Genomic DNA, 24288 nt, shown 5'->3' with positions numbered 1-24288 from the left:
TCTAGTAAGTTGTTAAATATTGGTCAATTTCCCAGCTGTGTACCTGTTTTCGATAGACAGCCCATTCTATTTTCTTTGCTTCAACTAAATGATTAAAAATATGTTCCCCCAGAGCTTCTCTCATAAATTCACTTTCCTGAAAATGCTTGAGTGCTTCTTCCATAGAACCAGGAAGACTTTTAATACCTCTGGATTTTCTTTCTTTATAACTCATCTCATAAATATTATCAGTAGTCTGTTCTCCCGGATCAATTTTATTTTTTATTCCATCAAGTCCAGCTCTGAGCATTACAGCAGTTGCCAGATATGGATTTGCTGCTGGATCAGGATTTCTCAATTCTAATCTAGTACCATTACCTCTGGCAGAAGGTACTCTGACTAAAGCACTGCGATTTTGAGTTGACCAGGAGATATATACTGGAGCTTCATAACCAGGAACCAATCTTTTATAAGAGTTAATAGTAGGATTTAAAATAGCTGTAGTTTCTTTTGCATGTTTGAGTAATCCACCTATGTAATAATATGCAATTTCACTTAATCCGTGTTCATCCTGAGGATCATAAAAAGCATTTTTTCCATCTTTATATAATGACTGGTGAACATGCATTCCAGAACCACTTTCTCCATAAATTGGTTTGGGCATAAAAGTAGCGTGCAAATTATGCTGCATTGCTATATATTTGGTTACAAATTTAAAGGTTGCAATATTATCGGCTGTTCTTAAAGCAGGTGTATATTTAAAATCAATTTCATGCTGTCCTGGAGCCACCTCATGGTGTGCAGCTTCAACTTCAAAACCCATTTTTTTAAGTGCCAGTACAGTATCCCGACGGGCTTCCCCACCTAAATCAACCGGAGAAAGGTCAAAATAACCACCTTTGTCATGAGTTTTAGTTGTTGGATTACCATTTTTATCTTTTTCAAACAAGAAAAATTCTGGCTCAGGTCCGGCAAACATTTCATAACCCATTTCTTCTGCTTCGGCCATTGCTCTTTTCAGCGTGCCGCGGGGACAGCCAACAAAAGGTTCTCCATCAGGTAAATAAATATCACACATCATTCTGGCTGTACAGCCACCACTGGTTCCCCAGGGAAAAATTGCAAAAGTATCATAGTCAGGTTTTAAGTACATATCGGATTCGTGGATACGTGTATAACCCTCAATAGATGAACCATCAAACATTATCTTACCATCAAGTGCCTCAGGCAGCTGTTCAATTGTAATTGCTACATTTTTTATGATTCCCAAAATATCAACAAACTGCAGGCGAATAAACTCCACATTCTTTTCCTCAGCAATCTTTAAAATCTTCTCTCTACTAAATTTTTCCACTTATTCTTCCTCCTCCTGGGAGTGCTCTTTATTTCGGGAAAGTTTTTTTATCAATTCTGAACGATTGGACACAGGATAAAGCGAATCCAGATCAACATCTGAATAATCATCAAAATGATCATCATAGTCAGACTCAATTTCAAAATTCTGTTCAACTTCTGGTGCCTTCAGTTTTGAGCGTACGGTTTCTATACTGTTACCGGCTGCCAGAAGATTTTTTATTTTGAGCAGTCTCTTAATATCATTTTCCGAAAAAAGACGCTGATTTCCGCTGCTGCGGGCAGGAAAAATCAGATCCTGCTGATCATAATATCGAATTTGTCTGGAACTTAACCCTGTTTTTTCCTTTGCTTCCTTCATTGTGATATTTTTTTCCCTTTGCATAGCTATCACTACTCCCATAGTCCTAATAATTATTGCAGAAAGTATAACATGGATTCAAAACCATGTCAATCCTATGTTAGCTTTTATTTTATCGTTTTATCTGTTTTAATAGCTGTCAATTGTTTTACCAGCTGCAACAAAATCGTTTTTTCGGGGCCAGCCAGCAGCAACTTTTTCTGCCTTTTCTCTGCTGTCATAAATTGAAAATACTGTTGGTCCACTACCGGAAATCATTGTAAACTCCGCCTCAGTATTTTTAAATATATCTTTAATTTCCCTGATCTCAGGACATATTTTTTCTGAAGCATTTTTTAAGTCATTTTTATAATCCAGACTCCAGTCTATCTTTTCATCATTCTGTAAATTATCCAGCACTAAATCAAAATTAAATTTTCGATAACCCTGTATCTCATCATATAATTTGTAAACTGCTGGTGTAGAAATTTTAAAAGCTGGAGTTACTACAACCAGATATTTTTCTCCTATAAAAGGAAGTGACTCCAGTATCTCTCCTCTGCCAGCAGCATAGACAGTCCCTCCTGCAAGACAGTAGGGAACATCTGAACCAATAGCTTCCAGGTCACTGCGCAGCTTTTTAAAATCTGCTTTAAGTTCAAAAAGTTGATAAAGTCCCCTCATCACTGCTGCAGCATCTGTGCTGCCACCGGCCATTCCAGCAGCAATAGGAATATTTTTTTCGATGTAAATTTCAACCCCCTGCTCAAGTTCAGGGTTCTGTTCAAAAAAGATTTCTGCTGCCTGATAGGCCAGATTCTCTTTACCAGTAGGCAGTTCAGTATGTGAGGTTTTAATTATAATGCCACCACTTTTTTTCTTCAACTTAATTCTATCTGCCAGACTAATACTCTGCATAATCAGCTGCAGTTCATGGAAACCATCTTCTCTCAGCCCTTTAACATGTAGGGCGAGATTTATTTTTGCTGGTGCTTTTAAATATAATTCTCGCATAATTATCCCCCAAATTAAATTTTATCAATATATTTATCTAATGCTGTTTAAAATATTTCAAGGTTAATGATCCTATTATCTAAAGTATTTACTCTTATATTATCTAAAAGGAAAACTATTAAAATTAAAGATTCTCATCCTGAGCTGAGGCATAAAATAAAATGGGTGCTGATTTACCAGCATATAAATAAGATATAATGACAGCCCAATAACTACCAGGGGTACTATAAACCAGAATCTGCTTTTTTGCAGTAAAATATGAAAGCCAAAAACAATCAACAATGCGGGCCAGTAACTGCGGAGAAAGAATATCAAATTAAAATTATATTCACCAAGTGAATCACCCAGAAATATTACCCCTGCAAAAATTAAGATTATTGCAATTAAACTGCGATCCCTATTATCTGTCATTATTATCACCTTTAAGCATTAATACTCCGGCAGCGATTAAAATTAAAGGCCAGTATTTTTCCCAGTATAGAGCTGGAATCCAGATATCAATTAAAAAAATCGAACCAACTAAAATCATTATCACAGCAAATAGTTTACGTCGGTTATTAGTACTGCTGTCTGAACTCTGATCCTGATACTGCTGATAATATTCTTCTTCACTCTTTTTCCTGGACTCTGACTTCTGGTCTTCATTTTCAGCTCGCTCACTTTCGGAATTATATCTCTGCTGATGATTTTCCTTTTCCTGCTGTCTCTGTTCTTCAAGATAGTAATCATCCGGCATTCTATACTCATTTTTGGGCTCCTCTGACATTACCAGCCAGGCAATAATATAGGCAATCAGACCTATACCCTGAAATAAAAAAATAAATAAAACACCCAGCCTGATCAAAGAAGAATCAACATTAAAATAATCTGCCAGTCCACCACAAACTCCAGCAATCATTCTATCATCTCTAGAACGATATAATTTTTTGGACATAAATAATCTTCCTTTCTTTAAAATTAAATTTAATTTCAACTTTAGACTTCAATATTGAAGTTTCATTTCTGTTTATAGTATCGCAGATTTCTGCTCTCTTGTCAAAGAAAAAAGTCGGGTTCAGCACCCGACTATAAGTAAGTTCTATGAGGTTAAATCAATCCTAAACTTAATTAACTTTTTTACATTTAATCAGTTTAACCTGCCAGTTCTGCAGAAAAATGTTCATTATATAACTGAGCGTATTCTCCACCATTTTGAATCAATTCCTGATGCTTACCCCGTTCTACAATTCCATTTTCAGTCAGAACAATAATCTGATCAGCATTAATCACAGTTGAGAGGCGGTGAGCAATAACTAAAGTAGTTCTTCCTTCAGCTAATTTTTCCAGTGATTCCTGAATAATTTTTTCGCTGCGGTTATCAAGAGAGGAGGTTGCCTCATCAAGAATTAGAATTGGAGGATTTTTGAGAAATGAGCGGGCAATAGAAATCCGCTGTTTCTGCCCTCCAGAAAGCTTAACTCCTCTTTCTCCAATATCAGTACCATAACCTTTACTTAAGTTCAGTATAAAATCATGAGCATTTGCTTTTTCAGCAGCTTCAATTATTTCAGCCTCCGAAGCATCGGCCATACCGTAAGCAATGTTTTCTCTAACTGTACCATTAAAAAGAAATACATCCTGCTGGACGATTCCAATATTGCGGCGCAGGGACTCAAGTGTTACATCTCTAATATCATGATTATCGATAGATAGTCTACCATTATCAATTTCATAAAATCTGGGCAGCAGCTTAGTCAGAGTCGATTTTCCAGCTCCTGAAGGCCCCACAAAAGCAACAGTTTTACCGGGCTCAATTTCTATATCAATATTGGTTAATACTTTTCCGTGATTATCATAACCAAAAGTTACATTTTCATATTTGATTAATCCTTCAACGTTTACTAATTCGCTTGCTTCTGCTCGATCAACTATTTCGGGATCGACCTCTAATAACTCTTTAAAACGACTAAAACCGGACATTCCCCGCTGCAGCTGTTCATTGAAGTTAACCAGTCTCCGAATAGGATTCATAAACATATCTACATAAAATAAAAAAGCTACCATCTGGCCTGCAGTTAAAGAACCATTATAAATAAAATAACCCCCTGCAGCCAGAGTGCTCAGACGAATTAAGTTAATAAAAAGGTTCATTCCCGAATGAAACTGGGCCATGTTTTTCATTGCCCATTCACGTGAGCGGCGGTAATTGTGGTTGCCCTCACAGAATTTTTCGTTTTCGTAATCTTCATTAGTAAATGATTTGACCACTCTAATTCCACTTAAGCTGTCTTCTACTATTGTATTTACCTCAGCCATTTTTTCCCGGATCACTTTAAAAGCATGATACATTTTTTCGCCCAATTTTTTAGAGAAGAAGAACATAATCGGGATTAAAGCAAAAGTAACTAGAGCCAGCTGCCAGTGCATATTGATTAAAATGGAAAATGAACCAACTAATAACATAGCTGAAATCAAAACATCTTCCGGACCGTGATGTGCAAGTTCAGAAATATTATTCAAATCATTGACTACTCTGGACATTAAATACCCAACTTTATTATTATCAAAAAATTTAAAGGATAATTTCTGCAGATGGGTAAATAAATCTGAGCGCATATCTGTTTCCATCCTGATTCCTACAACATGACCCCAGTAATGAACAATATATTGAAAAATAAAGCGCAATAAATAAATCACTAACAAAATCACTGAGATCCTGATCATCATATTTAAATTTCTGTCTGGAAAATGCTGATCAATTAGCTGCTGAATAAACATTGGATAAACCAAGTCTAATCCAGACATAAAAACAGCACAGCTGAGTTCCGCTGTAAATAGTTTCCAGTGGTTTTTATAATAATTTAAAAACATTTTTAACATGATTTTTCATTATCCCCCTTTTTATTTACTAATTAGAAATTTTATCACAGGCCCAGAATTATTGCAACGGAAATTTATTTAAGCAAAAAAAAGATACACCCCAGAAAAGAGTGTATCTTTTAATACCTTTATTTAAAGCAATTTTAATAAGATATTAGAATCATGTTTAATTATTCCAGCTCAGTCCATTCGCCTGTTTTCATATAAACAGTACGCTCACAAATATTTGTAGAATGGTCCCCAATTCTCTCCAGGAAACGACTGATAAACATCAGTGATGCTCCCTGTTCAATAGTAGAACTATCCTTTTCCATAACATTTAAAAGTTCAGAACTGATCTGTTTATCCAGACGGTTGACTTCTTTATCCCTGAGAGCAATCTCTTTTGCCTTCTCGATATCCATATCCACAAAGGCCTCCAGACTTTCTCTGAGCTGCTGGACAACAATATCTCTCATCCCCGGCAGATCCTGCATTTCTTTAATTAAAGGTTGATCTCCAATATCCTTAACTCGGTGGGCAATATTGGATGCATTATCTCCAATTCTTTCTAAATCAGTTACCAGTTTGGAAATCACAATGATCTTTCGAAGATCAATTGCTACCGGCTGCTGAAGAGCTATTAAACGTGTACATTTTTCTTCTATATCAAGCTCATAATCATCTATTATATCATCATCTTCTATTACCTGATCAGCCAGTTCTAAATCTTTATTCATTAAAGCCTCAATACTCTGGCTAATACTTTCTCTAACTACACTTCCCATTTTTAACATTTCATTCTCTAAATCCTTCAATTCGGTATGAAAATTCTTACGAGAATCAATCATTTTAATTATTCCTCCTCAAAAATACCTCTTTAAAATCTATAAAAAGATGGTGTCACAATAAATTTTTTGGGGTTAACTTTTAGCCAAAACGCCCTGTTATATAATCTTCTGTTTTCTGATTAGCTGGGTTTTCAAATATTTTATCAGTTTTATCAAATTCAATCAAATCTCCCATCAGGAAAAATCCTGTTTCATCAGAAACCCGGGCGGCCTGCTGCATGCTGTGAGTTACAATTACAATACTGTATTTTTCTTTTAAATCTGTTATTAAATCTTCAATTTTAGCTGTAGCAACCGGATCTAGAGCTGATGCTGGCTCATCCATTAAAAGAACTTCCGGTTTTACAGCTAAAGCTCTGGCAATACATAGCCTCTGCTGCTGACCACCAGATAAACCTAAAGCAGATCTATCCAGACGATCCTTAACTTCGTCAAATAAAGCCGCTCCCTTTAAACTCTCAATTACAATTCGTTCAATCTCTGCTTTATCTTTTACACCATGGACTTTAGGCCCATAGGCAACATTTTCAAAAACTGATTTCGGAAATGGATTTGGCTGCTGAAAAACCATTCCTATCCGCTTTCTTAATCTAACTACATCAGTATTTCCAGAATAAATATCATCACCATCAAAAATTACCTGTCCTTCAACTCGACTGCCTTCAATCAAGTCATTCATTCTATTAATTGTTCTTAAAAAAGTTGATTTACCACAGCCTGAAGGGCCAATTAGAGCTGTTACCTTTTTTTCTTTGACTTCCATGTTTATATCATTCAGTGCCTGAAATTCATCATAATAAAAATCTAAATTTTTAATTTCAAGTACATTTTTATTTTTAGACATTAAATTTCCTCCTTAATTAATCTCGGCTAAATTTATAGCGAATAAATGTTGCCAGTCCATTTAAAGCAAATAAAATAAGCAGTAATACGACACTTCCACTGGCGGCAACGAGTTCGTACTCAGTCTTTGGTAATGAAGTCCAGTTGAAAATCTGAATAGGCATTACCGTAAAACTATCCATGATACCCTGGGGAGTAAACATTACAAATGTTAAGGCACCCATCATAATTAGCGGGGCTGTCTCTCCTATCGCTCTTGATATAGCAAGGATAAAACCCGTCATTATTGAAGGCAGAGCTGAAGGTAGAACCACTTTATAAACAGTCTGCCAGTGATTGGCTCCCAGGCCATAAGATGCATTTCTTAATGATTTTGGAACACTTCTTAATGCTTCCTGAGCTGAAACAATAACAACCGGTAAAACTAATAAACTCAAGGTTAAAGAACCTGCCAGAACACTTCTACCCAGCCCCAGAGTTCTTACAAAGACTGCCAATCCAAGCATTCCATATATAATTGAGGGAATACCGGCAAGATTTGCTATGTTCAATTTTATTAGATCTGTTAATTTATTTTTGGGAGCATACTCCTCTAAATAAATTGCTGTTGCAGTTCCAGTTATAAAGGTAATCGGAATCATTAAGCCAATTACATATAAAGTCCCAAATAAGCCAGCCTTAATACCTGCTTTTTCGGGAAAACGGGAATCAAAATTAGTAAAAAAGCCCCAGTCCATCATTATGAAACCTTTAGAGAAAATATCAAATATTAAAGCAGCAAGAACCACTAAAGCCAGGCCAATAAAAATTAAAAATACAACTTTAAAGATCTTATCGGTTCGTTTTCTTCTTTTGTGTAAATCAGACATTAGTGATATACCTCCCTATATTTCATTAAGATCCACTGACTTATTATATTTAAACTGAGAGTTAATAAAAACAGCAGCAGACCAACTGCAAAAATTGAATAATATTCAAGTGATCCAACTGGTGTATCTCCTAAACTAACCTGGACAATATATCCAGTCATAGTCTGAACAGGCTTTAAAAAATTTGCAGTTAATTGGGGCCGCATTCCTGCTGCAATTGCAACTATCATTGTTTCCCCAATAGCTCTGGAAATAGCGAGAATAAATGAAGAAACAATACCAGAAAGTGCAGAAGGCACCATAACTTTCGAAGCAACCTCAAATCGAGTTGAGCCCATAGCATAAGCACCCTGACGAATACTTTCTGGAACTGAATTAAGTGCATCTTCACTTAAAGAAATTACCATTGGTAAGATCATAATTCCCACTGCTATACTGGCACTTAAGGCATTAAATGTCTGAATTTGAGGAAAAATTGGTTCTAAAATTTGTGGGGTGATAAAAGTTAAAGCAAAGTAACCATATACCACTGTTGGAATTCCTGCCAGGATCTCCATAATTGGTTTTATTATCTTTCTAAAACGGGTGGAAGAATACTCAGTTAAATAAATAGCACTTCCCAGTCCTACAGGAATAGCAATCAGAGCAGAACCCAGCGTAATCATCATTGTTCCAGCAACTAAGGGGAGTACCCCATAACTTTTATTAGGCTCAATTAATGGATTCCATTTTATCCCAGTTAAGAATTCTATAATAGATACTTCTGCAAAAAAATGGATCGAGTCAGAAACAAGAATAACAATTATTCCGACTGTAGTAAATACTGAGATTAATGTCGCCAGCAGTAAAATATAATTAACCCAGTTATTCTGACTGCTTTTTGAATTCATGTGTCTTATTTTTTTATCAAATAAGATAGAATACCAGTTTGACTCCTTATTATTTTTCATCTTCATTTAACCACCTTTCTTAAAACTGCCAAAGAAGGGGCTATTATAGCCCCTTCTGGCATTTTATTATTTAATTAAATTTTATCATTATATTAATTAGTTAGTAATCTCAGCTAGCTTATTTAATGCTTTTTCATAACTTTCTAAGGGTACATAACCAGTCTGAGGAACAATCTCCTGAGCATTATTGAAGTAAAACTTTAAGAAAGCCTCGACTTCTTCCCTTTTTGCTGCTTCATTATTTACATAAATGAAAAGCGGGCGCGCTAGAGGAGTATAATTACCATTACTGATTGTCTTAACAGATGGTTCAACTCCATTAACTGCAAGTGCTTTAAGCTTTTCCTGGTTTTCTTCATAATATGCATAACCGAAATATCCCATTGCATATTTATTTCCAGCTACACCTCTAACTAAAACATTGTCATCCTCACTTGCTGTGTAGTCAGAACGGCTTGCTCCTTCTTCTCCAACAATTGCCTCAGTAAAGTAGTCAAAAGTTCCGGAGTCTGCTCCTGGTCCATAAAGATCAATTTCTTCATCAGGCCATTCAGATCTCACATCACTCCACATTTGAACACTGCTGTCTGGTTTCCAAATTTGGTGGAGCTCTTCAACTGTAATGTTATTTACCCAGTCATTTTCAGGATTAACTACTACAGTAATACCATCACTACCTACTACAAATTTTGTATATTCAATACCATTTGCTTTTGCTTTTGCTGCTTCACTTTCTTTGATTGGTCTGGAAGCATCATTGATAGCTGTTTCGCCAACAGTAAATTTCTCAAAACCGCCACCTGTACCGGAAACTCCTACTGTAACTCTTACTCTTGGATACTCATAAGAAAACTCTTCTGCCATTGCCTGAGTAATTGGATAAACTGTACTAGAACCATCAATCTTAACTGTTCCTTTTAGTTCCTGAGCTGCGACACTCATTGGAAGTACTGCCATAACTGCTAGAGCAAGAACAAAAAATAATGCTGTAAATTTTTTCATTAATTATTTTCCCCCTTCAGGAATTATTGATTTTTTCTTTTACTTGACTCTGATTACAATAATAACAGGCTAATGTTACAGCAGTATGAAACTTATGTTAACAAAATGTAAACAAAAGAAAAAACCCGCTACCAAAGCAGTCATCTGTAAATCAATAACTTTTTTTATTCTACAATAATAGAAAGTCTTTATTTTCAACTTGCGAGAATACTATTTTCTAATTTTTTTGGCAATTTCAGCAGCAACAAATAAACATTTGACAATTTTCTAAATAATCATTACAATTGCAGTATATATGATCAACACATATATAGTCAACATTTTATTAATAAATTATAAGTATCTAGATTTCTATACTATAAAAACTAGATCACGAAATTAATTCTTTTATTTCTTCTACTGTGGCAACTCTACCTTTGATCTTAACCTCTCCATCAATTCCAATAGCAGGTGTACTCATTATTCCAGCTGTTGCAATTTCTTTCATATCTTCTACCTTAACTATTTCTGCTTCAACACCTGTTTCTGTCAGAGCTTTTTTAGCATTATCAGCTAAATTAACACAATTTTTGCATCCTGGTCCATAAATAGTAATTTTCATAATTAACACTCCTCTTTTAATTTTAGTTTGTGATTTTATTCTTTTTTACCAGGTACAAATCAATTGATTTGTACCTGGTACCATTACATAACAAAATTAAACATGTACCCCACACCAATAATTGAAACTCCAACAACTGTTACAAAAACTGTAATTAATTTCGGCTTGATAACTTTGCGTAAAATTATCATTGCCGGTAATGATAAAGCTGTTGTAGCCATCATAAAACTTAAGGCAGTTCCTAAAGCAACTCCTTTACCCATTAATGCTTCCACAATTGGAATTGTTCCCACTGCATTAGAATAAAGTGGAATTCCAACAATTACAGCTGCAATAACAGAGAGTGGATTATTTGGTCCTGCATACTCAGCCAGTAATTCGGCCGGTGCATAACCATGAATTGCAGCTCCAATTCCAATACCAATTATAACATATTTCCAGACCCGACTTACAATTTCTTTAACTTCTGCTTTCGCAAAATCAATTCTATCATTCCACTCAAGTTCTTCAACTTCACTTTCTCCAGCACTAATCTGATATACATATTCTTCTACCTGTTTTTCCATTCCCAGTGCTTCAATTACAATTCCTCCTACTATCCCAACTAAAATACCGCTGGCCAGATAAAGAGTTCCAATTTTCCAGCCGAAGATGGTATAGAGCATTACCAGAGCTACCTCATTTACAATTGGTGAAGTAATTAAAAAGGAAAATGTAATTCCCAGTGGAATTCCCGACTCCACAAAGCCAATAAAAATTGGTACTGAAGAACAGGAACAAAATGGAGTCACAACCCCCAGCAGTGAAGCCATAATATGTCCTGTTATTTTTCTATAGTTACTTAATAACTTTTTTGTTTTCTCTGGTGGAAAATAACTTCTGATAATTGAAATAAAGAAAATCATAATTGATAACAAGAAAATTATCTTGGTTGTATCATAGAAGAAAAAATGGACTGATTCTCCCAGTCTGCTCCCTGCTTCCAGCCCGAATAAACTATAGGTAACTAAATCTGCAAATTTTGTGAATATCCAAAACACTAACAGCATCCCCTTCCTTTATTTTCTGTTTTAATCTCTGCGGCAGTATCTAAGTTATCAATATTTCTTTTAACATCCAATAAATCTAATTCAGCCAGTGATTTTGATTTCAAAGCAATTAAGCTGGCTAAAAAATCATCATAAACATTTCTATCAATTGAATAATAGATCCACTTACCACTTTTCTCTTCCTCTAAAAGATCTAAATCTTTAAAGTAACTGAGATGCTGGGAAACACTGGATTGTGATTTATCCAATAATTCCTGCAGCTGACAGACACAGTACTGGCTGTCCAGCAGCAGTTTTAATATTTTAAGACGGTTTTCGTCAGCTATACATTTTAAAAAATAAAGTAATTCTTCCACAACTTCTCTCCCCTTATTATATTAATATTAACTAATATGATTATATAGTAATATTTTTTTCATGTCAAACTAAACTTTTATATTATATTAAGATTAGAGATCAAAAGTTATATTAGACTTGTTATATCAATGTTTATTTTTATTAACAGAAAATAATTTTTATATATTCAGCACAAAAAAACACCTGCTCACATTAGTGAAAGCAGGTGTGAATTAGTACTTATTTATTGTTTCTAGTTGCTTTCTGCTTGCGGAAAATAGTGGCGAGTTTTATTAGCGATTTTAACTAGTGCCAGCATTACGGGAACCTCAACCAGTACTCCAACTACTGTAGCCAGTGCTGCTCCAGAACCGATTCCAAAAATAGAGATTGCAGCGGCAACTGCCAGTTCAAAAAAGTTGCTGGCTCCGATCATTCCAGCCGGTGCGGCTACTGAATGATCAATTTTCCACAACTTAGCCCAGCCGTAAGCAATAGTGAAAATAAAGAAGGTCTGGATGGTTAAAGGAATTGCAATTAATAATATGTGGAGAGGATTATTGATAATTACATCTCCCTGGAAGGAGAATAAAATTATTAAAGTCATTAATAGCCCAATTACCGTAAAATTACTTAGTTTTGATAAAAATACATTTTCAAACCACTCAAGCCCCTTATTTTTAATTAAGTATTTTCGGGAAATATAACCGGCCAGAAGTGGTACTACAATATATAAAATAACAGATAATAAAATTGTATTCCAGGGGACTGTCATATCACTCAAGCCCAGCAAGAACATTACCAGAGGTGCATAAGCAAAAACTAATACCAGATCATTAACTGCCACCTGAATTAAGGTATAAGCAGGATCACCATCTGTTAAATAACTCCAGACAAATACCATTGCCGTACAGGGAGCTGAGCCCAGTAAAATCATTCCTGCCACATACTGGGCACCTAAATCTGCTGGAATAAAGTTTTGAAAAAAGACGCGAATAAATAACCAGCCAAAGAAATACATGCTGAAAGGCTTAATCAACCAGTTAGATACCAGAGTGACTGTTAGACCTTTAGGCTTTTTACCGGCCTCTAAAATACTGCTGAAGTCAATCTGTACCATCATTGGATAAATCATAAACCAGATTAAAATTGCCACAGGTATTGAAACCTGAGCATATTCCCACTGGCTTAAAGTATCAGGAAATGCAGGCCAGAGGCGTCCAATTGCAACACCTGCAATTATACAGACCGCAACCCAGACTGTTAGGTATTTTTCGAAAACACCTAAACCTTTGTCTTCTATTTCTTTAATATTTTTTTCTTTTTTAGTCATAATAAAAGCCTCCTGTTTTATTTTTATATGTGTATATTCGATTTCACTCATATTATAAATGTAAAAAAATTTTTTGTCAAGCCTGAAGATCAATTAGCTAACTTTATTCAATAATAAGTTTATTGACTTAGTGGAGATATAAACTTAGATTGTACTTTTTTCACCTGTACCCGGTACAAAACGGCCGTTTTGTACCGGGTACCAATATATATTTACTTTATTCAGCAGCTTTTAAATAAAAGTAAAATTCACTACCTTCACCTTTTCTACTTTTAACCTGAATCTCACTACCGTGCTGTTTAATAATATTACGAACAATGGAAAGACCAATGCCAGTTCCACCAAGAACTCGACTGCGGGCTTTATCAACTCTATAAAATCTTTCGAAGATACGCTCCTGATCAGCCTTGGGAATTCCGATACCATTATCTTTAACAGAAAAATAAACCTTATCTCCTTCTTTTTCCACTTTAATATCAATCTTTCCTCCGGCTGGAGTATATTTAATTGCATTATCAATTAGATTTATTAATACCTGTTTAATCTGTTCCGGGACCATATACACAGGCGGTAAATTTTCAGGTATCTGAACTGTAAAATCAATATTTTTGTCTTCAGCATTTTTCTCCAGCAAGTTCACCACTTTGGTTAATACTTCTTTAAAATTTTCCGCCTTTAAATCAAAAGTCTGAGATTCAATCTTTGATAAATTAAAAAGGTCTTTGATCAAAATTGAAAGCCGATCAGTCTCTTCTTTAATTATCTTTAAAAATCTATCTCTAGTCTCCTGATTCTCAATATCACTTTCCAGAAGTGTGTCAAGATAACCAACCATCGAAGTAAGTGGTGTTCTCAGTTCATGCGAAACATTGGCTACAAAATCGTTACGAACTGTCTCCAATTTTCTCAATTCTGTAATATCAGTTAAAACAATTACCCCACCATTAACATTTTCTTTTTCGTCAAGCAGAGGAATAAATGTGGCCTGGATAATCTTCTGTTCCGGATTTTTATATTTAATTTCCCTGCTGATACTTTCCTTTTTATCAAAAGCCCGCTGTAAGTACATATCTATTCTGTGGCTGAAAAGGGAACTAATAATTTCCTTTCCTTTTATTTTTTCGGCTTCAATATTAAAAATTCTACGCGCTGCAGGATTAATCAGAGAAATTTTCCCTTCTTTATCAACAGCAATTACACCATCTACCATACTTTCCAGAATTGCTTCAATTCTATTTTTTTCCTGAGAAATCTCTGTAATCTTTTCTTCCAGCTCTTCTGCCATGTAGTTAAACATCCGGGCCAGTTTTTCAATTTCACTATTATATTTTCTAACAGGTATCCGCTGGGTTAAATCCCCTTCTGAAATTTTTTCGGCAGTTTCGGTAACAGTCTCCAGGGGTTTAACTATACTGTTGGTTAAACGCCAGCCCAGAAGGATTGTGATTGCTGCCAGAATAACAAAGAAAAATAAATAACTCTTAATATCCTCAATTAAAACACCTCTGATAAACTCAATTGGACGAGCAGTTCTTAAAATTCCAATAAGTTCTCCCTGTTCTCTGACTGGAACAGCATAATAAAGCATTTCTTCGCCTATTGTATTACTATAGCGAATTGCAGTAGCTGAACTGCCACTGCGAATTGCCTGCACAACTTCAGGGCGATTGCGGTGGTTATCCATTTCGGTAATGTCATAATGTGAATCTGCCAGCACCTGACCATCAGCAGCGATAATAGTAATTCTTGTTTCTGAATCAGCAGACCATTCAGCTGCCTTAGACTGAAGACTCTGGCTCGAATTTAGTATTTCTTCTGCTTCCAGATTATTAAGCATCAATTGAGAATAATGCTTTAAACTAATTTTTTCCTGTTCTAGATAAAATTCACGATGATTTGAGCTAAAATAATAAAAACTTAAGCCAATAATTAAGAGTTGAATAACAATAAAGATTATAATTAGACGGTTTTTTATACCTAGCTTACTCCATTTTAACAAATTTATACCCCACCCCTCTGACTGTGGCTATATAATCAGCTTTAATCTTTTTGCGGAGTCTTCTTATATGAACATCAACTGTTCGCGTATCTCCTGCATATTCATAGCCCCAAATTTTTTCTAAAAGTAAATCACGGCTTAAAACTCTACCCTGATTAATCACCAGATAACGGAGCAGTTCAAATTCTTTGGGGGTTAAAACTACTTTTTCTTCTCCATAAATGACTTCATGCCGGGAAATATCTAATTTCAGTTTACCTGCTTCAATTATCTCATCTTTGAGTTGTTCACTACCTGCCTTAAATTCTTTAAGACGTCTAAAAATCGCTTTAATCCGGGCAACTAATTCTCTAGGACTAAATGGTTTAGTCATATAATCATCAGCTCCCATTTCCAGGCCCAAAATTCTCTCTACTTCCTCTCCCTTAGCAGTTAGCATGATAATCGGAATCTGACGCAGCTCTTCACTGCCCCTCATTCGACGGCAGACTTCCATCCCATCAATTTCTGGCAGCATCAAATCTAAAACTACCAGATCAATTTCTCCGGAAAGTTTATCCATCGCCTCTTTTCCATCAGCAGCAGTTTCAACTTGATAACCTGAATTTTCCAGATTGAATTTAATTAATTCTCTAATATTTTTCTCGTCTTCAACTACAAGAATTTTTTCCATTATAAATCCTCCCGGATTTCTTATTTTCCACTTATTATTTAAAATGACACGAAATTTTTATTTCTTCTTCGATAAATATTTTTGTCCAAATTCTTTTCTGGCTTCTGCAGTCCACTTACTAATAAATTCGGTTTTAGCTTCAGTATAACCATCACGATTATGTTTAAACTCTTTTGCTAACTCTTTTTTTAGCTCTCCATACTTTTTAGCTATTTCCGGATGTGCAATTAGATAATCCCGAAAATATAATTCATCCCAGTCACCAAAGTAGCGTAAATGAAGGTGAAAAACTTTATCTGCAAATCCTGCCTGGGTATATCCTTTGTTAAAAACTAAATCTAGTTCTTCATTTTCCTGATTTCTATGCATCAAAGTCCAACCAGCATTTTTAAGTTTACTTTCTACTTCTGAAAGTTCAGACTTTCTGTTGATTTCCAGCAAAATATCAACTGTTGGTTTGGCCAGCAGTCCTGGAACTGCAGTACTACCTATATGATTAATCCTTTCAATGAAACTTTCAGGCAAAAGAGCTTCTAACTTTTCTTTTTCTTCTAAATACCAATTTTTATATTCGGAATTATGTTCCTTTAAAACTATTGGAAAAAGCTGCCACAATTCTTCCAGCGACATCTTAGAAAGTGATTTAGCCATTCTAACCTCCTTAATGTAACTATCATTAGAACAATTAATTAAATAAACATATAAATCAGCACTCCAAGTATCTCCCGAGAAAAGGTTTATCTGATTTTGCACTTCAGACGGAATAGCTTTGATTAGATTTTATTAAACTATCATTAAGGTAATTTGCTAAGCTAAGATTCAAACTTAAATTACAAGTATTTTTCAGAGAAAAGGGATTATTTAAATTGATACTTTAGTCGAAATAGCCTCGATTAGATTTTATTGTTATTAGTTGTTTCGATGTTTGACCGCAGGGAGTTAGAAACAACCACAATAAAATCTCAATAAGAGGCGTTAATGGAGACTATGGTCAATTTAAATAATCCCTTTTCTCCATTATAGCAAAAAGAGCCTCCTATAAAAAGGAGGCTCTACCCAAATAAAGCTATTTAAATGTTAATTTATTGTAAACTTACACTACATTTACCTCTTTTACCTCTTGACCAGTACTTTCATCTTCATATATTTCTATTATGCTATGGGCAATATCAGCCATTTGATCACTAATATGTTCCAGATCATCAAGAAGTTCAAGGAGTATTATACCAGAATTAGGATCACAACTACCTTTTTCCGAACCTTTAATTCTGCTGATACTTTCCTGTCTAAATTGAATCTGCATTTGATCTAATTTTTCTTCTGCTGCCAAAATTTCTGCAGCAATTTCTAAATTATCGGTTTCAATCAATTCTAAAGTTTTATCTAAAACCTCACAGATAATAGAATATACTTCCTGAATTGTAGATTGAGCATCAGAAGAAAACTTAAGTTTGTTCTCCAGGCGATTTTCAATCAACTCTGTAATATCATCAGCATCATCAGCGATACTTTCAATATCATCAACAACTGCAAAATACTTATCCAGAGTTCTGATATCAACATCATTTAATTGACCCTGCGGTATTTTTTGAATAAAATGAAGTAATTCTTCTTCCATCTCATTCACAATATCCTCATGATGCCTAATTTTTTTGATAACTTCACCATCTTTATTCAAAAATCCATCTACAGAATCACAAACCATATCTTTAGAAATTTTACCCATTGCCAGTATTTCTTTTTTAACCTGGTCAATTGCAACATAAGGAGTACTCAACATTCTATCATCAATAAAGGTAGTTCCCCTTTTTAAAGTTAAATCTTCTCCCGGCAGCATCTTTTTTACTAAATAAACCATAAAACCTGTAAATGGAAGCCAGAGTAAAGTATTTAAAACATTAAAAAAGGTATGAGTATTAGCCAGCAGCCTTTCTTCTGAGGGATTAATCTGACCAAAAAATGCGCTAACATCAATAAGTAAATTTTGGAGTAGACCTCCAAAGTCAGGAACTAGATAGAGAAAAGCAATCATTATTCCGGCTCCTAAAACATTAAACAAAAAATGTGCTGCTGCAGCTCTTTTGGCAGTCAAATTTGCTCCGATAGCTGATAAAATTGCAGTAACAGTGGTACCAATGTTACTACCTAAAAGAATTGGGATGGCAGCTTCGTAATGAATCGCTCCTGCTGTAACAAGACCTAATAAAATACCAAATGAAGCTGAACTACTCTGAACAGCAACTGTAACAACAATACCTGTTAAAATACCTAGAATTGGATATTGAGCAAAACTTTCCATCCAGTCAATAAAAACTGGTGAGCTTTCCAGGGGGGCCATAGTATCTCCCATAGTTTCCAGTCCCAGAAATAAAAGACCAAACCCAAGAAAAACCTGTCCTATATATTGAAATTTTTTGCTTTTAGAAAATAAATATGTAAAAGCACCAATTGCTATTGCATGGAATGCATAGTCCCCGAGTTTAAACGCAATTAACTGGGCTGTTACTGTCGTTCCAATATTGGCACCCATAATAACACCAATCGATTGGAACAGAGTCATTAAACCTGCGTTAACAAAACCTACGACCATAACTGTAGTAGCACTACTACTCTGAATAATAGCAGTTATAGCTGTTCCTACTCCAACACCCATAATTGGTTTTGAAGTCATGGCAGCTAAAAAATGACGCAATCTTTTACCGGCAGTTTTCTGCAGACCCTCACTCATCTGTTTCATTCCATAAATAAAAAGGCCCAGACCACCGAGTAAGCCTATAGCCATGTCAATTCCCAAACCTATCTCCCCTTTTATATTTCATATTTTTAAAATATACTGTGATTATGGTATTCATAATTAAGATCTACCGTCAAGACAGGATAAATCCTTTCCAGCTATTTTAGAGAAAAAATGACAAAAAAAAGCAGCCACCCCGGGCTGCTCTATTAAATTTATTTGCTCTATCTAAAATCAAACTCCTATCTTAACCTCATCATCTTTAGACTTCACAACGACATTATCAGTTAATAGATCCGAATAAGAATAAGATAGCCGCCTAATTTGATTGTGGTCCTTAATTCTCACTATAAAGACATTTTCATGCGTTTTTTCTAAAACGCCTTCTTTTTCCACTGCTTTTCGTCTACCTCGATTAGCTTTAACACTGACTCGATGGCCGACAAAAGATTTTACTTCCTCTTTGATTTTATCTAGAACATTTTCTTCCATCAGATTCACCTCATTTTAAAAACAATTCAAAAATAATTATATCATAAGATATCTGCTTTAGCAAAAATCTGGGTGACAAAATAACTAAGTTAAAACAATAATTTTATCCACCAAAAAAGATTATTAATCCCTGTCATTTAGCTTATCATTTTCAAAAGCAAATTTATATGGAGATTGTTCAGCAAACTTGCTTACATTTTTAGCACCGCGGTTTGTTGCCAGTAAGGTCCCAGGACCCCCAACACAGCCGCCCTCACAGGCCATGCCTTCAATCAAATGACCCTCAAGCACACCAGCTTTCGCCTTAGTTAAGGTTTTCTTACAGTCTGCAAGCCCATCTGCTTTAGTAATTGGAGGGTCAATCTCATATTTTTCTTTTAAATTCTGTCTGATTGCTTCCGCTACTCCACCAGCATTGGCATAAGCACGGCCGTAATATGAGGCATCACTAATTTCTTCTTCTGCCTCAACTTTAGTCAGCTCAATATCTGCAGCGACAAATATTGCTGCCAGTTCCTCAAAAGTTATTACAAAATCTACCTCATCTTTTACCTTTTCACTTAAAGCTTCCAGTTTTTTAGAAACACAGGGACCGATAAATACAACTTTGCTGTCCTGATTATTTTCTTTTACAGACTGCGCTGCAAAAATCATGGGGGAGCTTGAGTCTGAAATATTTTCTCTAGTTTCAGGTACATGCTTATCAGCAATATATGTCCAGGACGGACAGCAGGAGGTACCGATATAAGACTGCTGCTCCGGAACATCTTCAGCAAAAAGCTCAGCCTCATGTAGAGAAGCAAAGTCTGCCCCTAAACTAACCTCTCTAACTTCTTTCATTCCTAATTTTTTTAGGGCTGCTACAATTTTTTCTGCCGAAACTAAGGGACCAAACTGCCCCACAAAAGAAGGAGCAATAATTGCCCGCACATCTTCTCCCCGATTAATTGATTTTAAAAGTTGATAAATCATAGACTTATCTGCAATAGCTCCAAATGGACAGGCAATAATACACTGACCGCAGCTAACACATTTATTCTGATTAATTCTGGCTCGATTATAATCATCACTTTCTATAGCATCAACTCCACAGGCAGCTGCACAGGGGCGCTCATAATTAACAATAGCCTCATAGGGACAGGCTTCCTTACATTTACCACAGTTAATACACTTTTCCTGATCAATTACAGCCGCATGTTCTTCAATACTAACCGCATCAACCGGGCAGACAATACTGCAGGGATGAGCCAGACATTTACGGCAGTTATTGGTGACAAAATGAGCATTAGTCGGGCATTTCTCACAGGCAAAACGAATCACATTGACCAGCGGTTCTGTTAACTGATTATCATTATTAAGAAAATCTCTAATTCCTTCTGAAAGCAGTTTGTGCTCCTGGTTTGTTTCATAATCCATACCCAATCCCATTCGAACTCGGGCAGCAACTATTGCTCTTTCCTTAAAAATACTTGAGCGATATGTAGCTTCTTCAGTGTCAATAATCCGATAAGGAATTTTATCAAATTCTTCACACTCTGCATCTTTAAGAGCAAGACCGGCCAGCTCAGCAAAGACCATCCGTCGGATTTTTACTATATCAGTATAAATACCCTTTAGTTTGCTCATTTTATCCTCTCCATTACTTTGCTGATTACAATCTGATTCTGAGCTGAAGTAATAAGTTCATCATCAACTTTAACAACTGGAGCTTTTTTGATATCCTCACACTTATCCAGACATTCAACTTTTTCAATCTGAATCTGATCGGGATATTCTTCCTGCAGTTCTTCTAAAGTCTCTAAAATATTTAAAGCTCCTACAAGGGAGCAGTGACTGCCTGCACAAATCTTTACTTTAACCATTTTTCTGCCTCCTCTCAAAAATTCATTGAACCATAACTTATATTTATAAGCTTCTATTTAATTAGTTTCTGCATTATTTCTCATCTTATAAATTCTATTGCTGATGGAGATCATCTCAGAAATTGAAAGCTTTTCTCCTCTTTTTTTAAGTCCAATCCCCTCATCCTCCAGAGCCTGGGTCACAAGATCCCGGTCAAGATTAATTACCGCAGATTTGCTGAGACTGTTGCGCAGGGTTTTGCGGCGCTGCTGAAAAATAGATTTTACAATTTGAAAGAAAAACTTTTTACTTATTACCTTTTCCTGATAAATATTTTCTTGATAGGGGGTTAAACTTACAATTACTGAATCAACATCAGGTTGAGGAATAAAAACTGAAGCTGGTACCTGGTGGACAATTTCCGGCTGCATATGATACTGAACCGCCACACTTAAAGAACCAAATTTTTTGGTTTCCGGGCCAGCACAAATTCTTTCGCCAACTTCCTTCTGGACCATAAAAACCATCTGTTCCAGCTCAATATTACTCTCTAAAACTCCCATAATTATTGGTGTTGTGACATAATAAGGAAGATTTGCGATCAGTTTTATCTTCCTATTCTCAGGATTGTATTCAGCCGCCACTTCTTCCCAGTTGATTTTAAGCGCGTCCTGGTTGAGCAGACAAAGCCTTTCTTCTCCAGCAAAAATATCCTCTAAAACAGCAACCATAGCAGCATCTTTTTCTACTGCCAGTAGTTTACCGCTGTCCAGATCTTCTAATAATAACTGAGTTAAAGAACCAATACCGGGCCCAATCTCTATTAAAAATTCATCCCCCTGTATCTCTGCTGCTGCAGTAATAATTTCAATGATATTTGAATCAACTAAAAAGTTCTGGCCAAGACTCTTTTTTAAGTTTAAATTGTGTTCCCGGAGAATCTTTTTCGTTTCCGAAGGTGTTGCAATTTTATTTTCCATATTAATTTTAAATCATCCTCAATTTATTATTTGTTATAATTTTATCATATTAACTTAAGTCAGGCAAAATTATATGCCTCTTAAAAACAGCAGCTTAAGGCTTAGTGTAATTAATTCCCCCTTAAGCTTTAACAACTTTTTCTGCCAGGCGGTGGGTTAATAAATCTGCTGTCAGCTCCTGCTTATTATTTTCCCCTTTTTTGATCCGCTCTAAAAATTCAGCAATCATATCTACAAAACCACGATCATATCCCATTTTATTCCAGCCTGCAGTCTGAGAAAATTTTTCTCCACCATCTGTGTAATCAACTATCTGAGTAATATTCTTGATTTTTTTCTTCACTTTTAGGCCCATTACTTCCAGTATTTCTTCAGTAATCGCATTATCACGGTTCATAATTCCAATCGCAGTATTCTCTCCATTTTTGAGAGTTAAACTCACCTGAATAAGTTTATCATTTCGTTTAATTTTATTGACCTCAATTAGATCTAAATCAACCTCTCCCATTAAATAAGAAATGGTATCAATTACATGAATAAAGTCATCCAGAATAAAACTGCGGGTCTCTCCCGGTTGATCGATCCTGTTCTTTTCCATAATAATTGTTCTGGGATTTTGAATTTCCAAGAGCGAACGGTAGGTTGGAACATAGCGGCGGTTAAAACCGGTCATTAAAACAACATTATTATTTTGGGCCAGATTGATTAACTCTTCCGTCTGCTCTAAATGATAGCTAATTGGTTTATCGACAAAAGTAGGGATTTTATTTTGGAGCAGTTTTTTTACCAGGGGATAATGAGCTTCGGTAGCAGCGTGAACAAAGGCGGCATCTAAATCTTCTTTTAAAAGCTCTTCTAAAGAAGTAAAAAGTTTATCAACTCGATACTTTTTTCCCAGCCGCCGCAGAGTAGTTTCTGTTCTGGTACAAAAATATGGTTCAACTTCCTCCAGCTGAGTAATTAAAGGTAAATACGCTTTTTGAGCAATATCTCCCAGGCCAATAATTCCAATTTTCATTTTAGCTTCCTCCCAAATTGATTATTGTTGAAACATAACCTAAAGTTAAAAATTATAGATTCTATCGGCATTCTCAGTTGTGATTTCTCCCATTTTTTCAGCACTAATCCCTTTAATTTCTGCTGCTTTTTTTACAATATATTCTAAATAAGCTGGCTCATTTCTTTTACCTCTATTAGGAGCCGGTGTCAGGTAAGGAGCATCGGTTTCCAGCAAGATTCTGTTTAAAGGCATCTTTTTTAAGGCATCTCTGACTGGCTGTGCATTCTTAAAAGTAATTAACCCTCCAAAAGCTGCATAGTAATCTCTCTTTATTATTTCCTCAATCTCCTCTGGACCATAGGCATAACAGTGAAAGATCAATTTTTTTGCAAAGTCACCAGTCTGATCTATAATTTCTAAAGTTTCTGCTGCCGCCTCTCGCGAATGAACAACAACCGGCAGTTCGAGCTCTAAGGCTGAGTTGAGCTGTTTTTTAAAGGCTTCCTTCTGAATTTCACGAGGAGAGTTATCATAATAAAAATCAAGTCCACATTCACCAATTGCCTTCACCCGCGAAGAAGAGGCTAATTTTATAATTTCAGCCAGACTTTTTTGATTAACTGTATCCGCCTCATGAGGATGAATCCCCACTGCAGCATACACATCATCGTATTTTTCAGCCAGTTTAACAGCTCTCCGGCTTCCTTCCAGGTCTGCACCAATATTAACTATTTTTTCTACTCCAATTTTGCGGGCTCTATTTAAAACTTCTTCTCGATCCTGATTGTAATTATCAAAGTCAAGATGAGCATGGGTATCAATTAAACGCAAGATTTTTCCTCCTAGTTGATTTTATATTCTAGTGATATATTCTAAGTTATTGATTCTTGTTTTTCTTTAATTTTAACTTTCCTTCCAAAATAACTTTAAACAAAAACTAGAACTCTTATAAAGTTTTAAAGTCATTCAAGTTAAAATTACAGAAAAACAAAATATAAACTCCACTTCAACTTGTATTATATCACTAGAACTTGAAAAATAAAATAATACCAGGAAAAACTTGTGTTAAATTGGAGTTAGATGATATAAAAATAGCTTTCTTCTGATTTCTCGGCCAGAGATTCCGCAAATGATTTTTAAAAAATAAAAAAGATAAAATATTACTCTAAACAGTATTTTCTACACTAAAATCAGCTCAAATAAGATACAG

At 35.3% G+C, this 24288-nt stretch carries 25 protein-coding genes; all 25 read right to left on the bottom strand.

All coding sequences use genetic code 11. The features are described 5' to 3' along the window. Position 1: 1 nt before the first annotated feature. The 25 genes from glnA to DFR79_RS13585 all read right to left on the bottom strand — a co-directional run bounded on the left by glnA (position 2) and on the right by DFR79_RS13585 (position 23909). Entirely contained in the window at positions 2 to 1333 is a 1332-nt protein-coding gene (gene glnA, locus DFR79_RS13705) for a type I glutamate--ammonia ligase (protein WP_133516042.1), read from the bottom strand. Beyond that, positions 1334 to 1717: a MerR family transcriptional regulator gene (locus tag DFR79_RS13700; RefSeq protein ID WP_133516041.1), complete on the bottom strand. Its 384-nt coding sequence runs from the start codon at positions 1715 to 1717 to the stop codon at positions 1334 to 1336. A gap of 105 nt (positions 1718 to 1822) precedes the next feature. Next, entirely contained in the window at positions 1823 to 2686 is an 864-nt protein-coding gene (gene ispE / locus DFR79_RS13695) for a 4-(cytidine 5'-diphospho)-2-C-methyl-D-erythritol kinase (protein WP_133516040.1), read from the bottom strand. Between the two features lie 99 nt (positions 2687 to 2785). Continuing rightward, positions 2786 to 3097, bottom strand: coding sequence for a LiaF transmembrane domain-containing protein (locus DFR79_RS13690; protein WP_133516039.1), 312 nt, complete (start codon positions 3095 to 3097; stop codon positions 2786 to 2788). Next, on the bottom strand, positions 3087 to 3620 hold the full coding sequence (locus DFR79_RS13685) for a PspC domain-containing protein (protein ID WP_133516038.1): 534 nt from the start codon (positions 3618 to 3620) through the stop codon (positions 3087 to 3089). Before DFR79_RS13685 ends, DFR79_RS13690 begins: the two co-directional genes overlap by 11 nt. 197 nt (positions 3621 to 3817) lie before the next feature. Next, positions 3818 to 5545 carry an ABC transporter ATP-binding protein gene (locus DFR79_RS13680; RefSeq protein WP_133516037.1) on the bottom strand — a complete coding sequence of 576 codons (1728 nt, stop codon included), beginning with the start codon at positions 5543 to 5545 and terminating at the stop codon, positions 3818 to 3820. Between the two features lie 170 nt (positions 5546 to 5715). Beyond that, positions 5716 to 6375 (bottom strand): phosphate signaling complex protein PhoU, encoded by a 660-nt coding sequence (gene phoU / locus DFR79_RS13675; protein WP_133516036.1) that lies wholly within the window; start codon positions 6373 to 6375, stop codon positions 5716 to 5718. Between the two features lie 79 nt (positions 6376 to 6454). Next, positions 6455 to 7219: a phosphate ABC transporter ATP-binding protein PstB gene (pstB, locus tag DFR79_RS13670; protein WP_133516035.1), complete on the bottom strand. Its 765-nt coding sequence runs from the start codon at positions 7217 to 7219 to the stop codon at positions 6455 to 6457. Positions 7220 to 7235: 16 nt separating this feature from the next. Then, positions 7236 to 8087 carry a phosphate ABC transporter permease PstA gene (gene pstA, locus DFR79_RS13665; RefSeq protein WP_133516034.1) on the bottom strand — a complete coding sequence of 284 codons (852 nt, stop codon included), beginning with the start codon at positions 8085 to 8087 and terminating at the stop codon, positions 7236 to 7238. Continuing rightward, positions 8087 to 9037 (bottom strand): phosphate ABC transporter permease subunit PstC, encoded by a 951-nt coding sequence (gene pstC / locus DFR79_RS13660; RefSeq protein ID WP_243727804.1) that lies wholly within the window; start codon positions 9035 to 9037, stop codon positions 8087 to 8089. The genes pstA and pstC overlap by 1 nt, the downstream gene beginning before the upstream one ends. 96 nt (positions 9038 to 9133) lie before the next feature. After that, positions 9134 to 10039, bottom strand: a complete 906-nt coding sequence (locus tag DFR79_RS13655; protein WP_133516032.1) for a PstS family phosphate ABC transporter substrate-binding protein — start codon at positions 10037 to 10039, stop codon at positions 9134 to 9136. 370 nt (positions 10040 to 10409) lie between these two features. Further along, on the bottom strand, positions 10410 to 10640 hold the full coding sequence (locus tag DFR79_RS13650; RefSeq protein WP_133516031.1) for a thioredoxin family protein: 231 nt from the start codon (positions 10638 to 10640) through the stop codon (positions 10410 to 10412). A gap of 83 nt (positions 10641 to 10723) precedes the next feature. After that, positions 10724 to 11689, bottom strand: coding sequence for a permease (locus DFR79_RS13645; protein ID WP_166638061.1), 966 nt, complete (start codon positions 11687 to 11689; stop codon positions 10724 to 10726). Then, positions 11680 to 12045, bottom strand: coding sequence for an ArsR/SmtB family transcription factor (locus DFR79_RS13640; RefSeq protein WP_133516029.1), 366 nt, complete (start codon positions 12043 to 12045; stop codon positions 11680 to 11682). The genes DFR79_RS13645 and DFR79_RS13640 overlap by 10 nt, the downstream gene beginning before the upstream one ends. A 233-nt stretch (positions 12046 to 12278) precedes the next feature. Next, positions 12279 to 13358, bottom strand: coding sequence for an ACR3 family arsenite efflux transporter (gene arsB / locus DFR79_RS13635; protein ID WP_133516028.1), 1080 nt, complete (start codon positions 13356 to 13358; stop codon positions 12279 to 12281). A gap of 217 nt (positions 13359 to 13575) precedes the next feature. Beyond that, positions 13576 to 15357 (bottom strand): two-component system histidine kinase PnpS, encoded by a 1782-nt coding sequence (pnpS, locus tag DFR79_RS13630; RefSeq protein WP_133516027.1) that lies wholly within the window; start codon positions 15355 to 15357, stop codon positions 13576 to 13578. After that, positions 15341 to 16030 (bottom strand): response regulator, encoded by a 690-nt coding sequence (locus tag DFR79_RS13625; RefSeq protein ID WP_166638060.1) that lies wholly within the window; start codon positions 16028 to 16030, stop codon positions 15341 to 15343. The genes pnpS and DFR79_RS13625 overlap by 17 nt, the downstream gene beginning before the upstream one ends. A 57-nt stretch (positions 16031 to 16087) precedes the next feature. Continuing rightward, positions 16088 to 16681 carry a GrpB family protein gene (locus DFR79_RS13620; protein WP_133516025.1) on the bottom strand — a complete coding sequence of 198 codons (594 nt, stop codon included), beginning with the start codon at positions 16679 to 16681 and terminating at the stop codon, positions 16088 to 16090. A 442-nt stretch (positions 16682 to 17123) separates the two neighbouring features. Beyond that, complete coding sequence (locus DFR79_RS13615; protein ID WP_133516024.1) at positions 17124 to 18824, bottom strand: Na/Pi cotransporter family protein; 1701 nt, start codon at positions 18822 to 18824, stop codon at positions 17124 to 17126. Positions 18825 to 18998: 174 nt separating this feature from the next. After that, complete coding sequence (locus DFR79_RS13610; RefSeq protein WP_111572905.1) at positions 18999 to 19256, bottom strand: Veg family protein; 258 nt, start codon at positions 19254 to 19256, stop codon at positions 18999 to 19001. 123 nt (positions 19257 to 19379) lie between these two features. After that, complete coding sequence (locus DFR79_RS13605; protein WP_133516023.1) at positions 19380 to 20882, bottom strand: 4Fe-4S dicluster domain-containing protein; 1503 nt, start codon at positions 20880 to 20882, stop codon at positions 19380 to 19382. Beyond that, entirely contained in the window at positions 20879 to 21175 is a 297-nt protein-coding gene (locus DFR79_RS13600) for an NAD(P)H-dependent oxidoreductase subunit E (RefSeq protein ID WP_347814038.1), read from the bottom strand. The genes DFR79_RS13605 and DFR79_RS13600 overlap by 4 nt, the downstream gene beginning before the upstream one ends. After that, positions 21176 to 22078: a 16S rRNA (adenine(1518)-N(6)/adenine(1519)-N(6))-dimethyltransferase RsmA gene (rsmA, locus tag DFR79_RS13595; RefSeq protein ID WP_133516021.1), complete on the bottom strand. Its 903-nt coding sequence runs from the start codon at positions 22076 to 22078 to the stop codon at positions 21176 to 21178. A gap of 121 nt (positions 22079 to 22199) precedes the next feature. After that, positions 22200 to 23096 (bottom strand): Gfo/Idh/MocA family protein, encoded by an 897-nt coding sequence (locus DFR79_RS13590; protein ID WP_133516020.1) that lies wholly within the window; start codon positions 23094 to 23096, stop codon positions 22200 to 22202. Positions 23097 to 23141: 45 nt separating this feature from the next. Then, positions 23142 to 23909, bottom strand: a complete 768-nt coding sequence (locus tag DFR79_RS13585) for a TatD family hydrolase (RefSeq protein WP_133516019.1) — start codon at positions 23907 to 23909, stop codon at positions 23142 to 23144. Positions 23910 to 24288: the final 379 nt, after the last annotated feature.

The organism is Halanaerobium saccharolyticum, assembly GCF_004362045.1.
In the GTDB taxonomy this organism is placed as follows: domain Bacteria; phylum Bacillota; class Halanaerobiia; order Halanaerobiales; family Halanaerobiaceae; genus Halanaerobium; species Halanaerobium saccharolyticum_C.
Note: the sequence above shows the minus strand (reverse complement) of the source record. Positions and strands in the feature narration are given on the sequence as shown.

Coding starts and splice junctions, on each gene's coding strand:
- DFR79_RS13700 (WP_133516041.1), bottom strand. CDS start 1,717: ATGCAAAGGGAAAAAAATATCACAATGAAGGAAGCAAAGGAAAAAACA.
- ispE (WP_133516040.1), bottom strand. CDS start 2,686: ATGCGAGAATTATATTTAAAAGCACCAGCAAAAATAAATCTCGCCCTA.
- DFR79_RS13690 (WP_133516039.1), bottom strand. CDS start 3,097: ATGACAGATAATAGGGATCGCAGTTTAATTGCAATAATCTTAATTTTT.
- DFR79_RS13685 (WP_133516038.1), bottom strand. CDS start 3,620: ATGTCCAAAAAATTATATCGTTCTAGAGATGATAGAATGATTGCTGGA.
- DFR79_RS13680 (WP_133516037.1), bottom strand. CDS start 5,545: ATGTTAAAAATGTTTTTAAATTATTATAAAAACCACTGGAAACTATTT.
- phoU (WP_133516036.1), bottom strand. CDS start 6,375: ATGATTGATTCTCGTAAGAATTTTCATACCGAATTGAAGGATTTAGAG.
- pstB (WP_133516035.1), bottom strand. CDS start 7,219: ATGTCTAAAAATAAAAATGTACTTGAAATTAAAAATTTAGATTTTTAT.
- pstA (WP_133516034.1), bottom strand. CDS start 8,087: ATGTCTGATTTACACAAAAGAAGAAAACGAACCGATAAGATCTTTAAA.
- pstC (WP_243727804.1), bottom strand. CDS start 9,037: ATGAAAAATAATAAGGAGTCAAACTGGTATTCTATCTTATTTGATAAA.
- DFR79_RS13655 (WP_133516032.1), bottom strand. CDS start 10,039: ATGAAAAAATTTACAGCATTATTTTTTGTTCTTGCTCTAGCAGTTATG.
- DFR79_RS13650 (WP_133516031.1), bottom strand. CDS start 10,640: ATGAAAATTACTATTTATGGACCAGGATGCAAAAATTGTGTTAATTTA.
- DFR79_RS13645 (WP_166638061.1), bottom strand. CDS start 11,689: ATGCTGTTAGTGTTTTGGATATTCACAAAATTTGCAGATTTAGTTACC.
- arsB (WP_133516028.1), bottom strand. CDS start 13,358: ATGACTAAAAAAGAAAAAAATATTAAAGAAATAGAAGACAAAGGTTTA.
- DFR79_RS13625 (WP_166638060.1), bottom strand. CDS start 16,030: ATGGAAAAAATTCTTGTAGTTGAAGACGAGAAAAATATTAGAGAATTA.
- DFR79_RS13620 (WP_133516025.1), bottom strand. CDS start 16,681: ATGGCTAAATCACTTTCTAAGATGTCGCTGGAAGAATTGTGGCAGCTT.
- DFR79_RS13610 (WP_111572905.1), bottom strand. CDS start 19,256: ATGGAAGAAAATGTTCTAGATAAAATCAAAGAGGAAGTAAAATCTTTT.
- DFR79_RS13605 (WP_133516023.1), bottom strand. CDS start 20,882: ATGAGCAAACTAAAGGGTATTTATACTGATATAGTAAAAATCCGACGG.
- rsmA (WP_133516021.1), bottom strand. CDS start 22,078: ATGGAAAATAAAATTGCAACACCTTCGGAAACGAAAAAGATTCTCCGG.
- DFR79_RS13590 (WP_133516020.1), bottom strand. CDS start 23,096: ATGAAAATTGGAATTATTGGCCTGGGAGATATTGCTCAAAAAGCGTAT.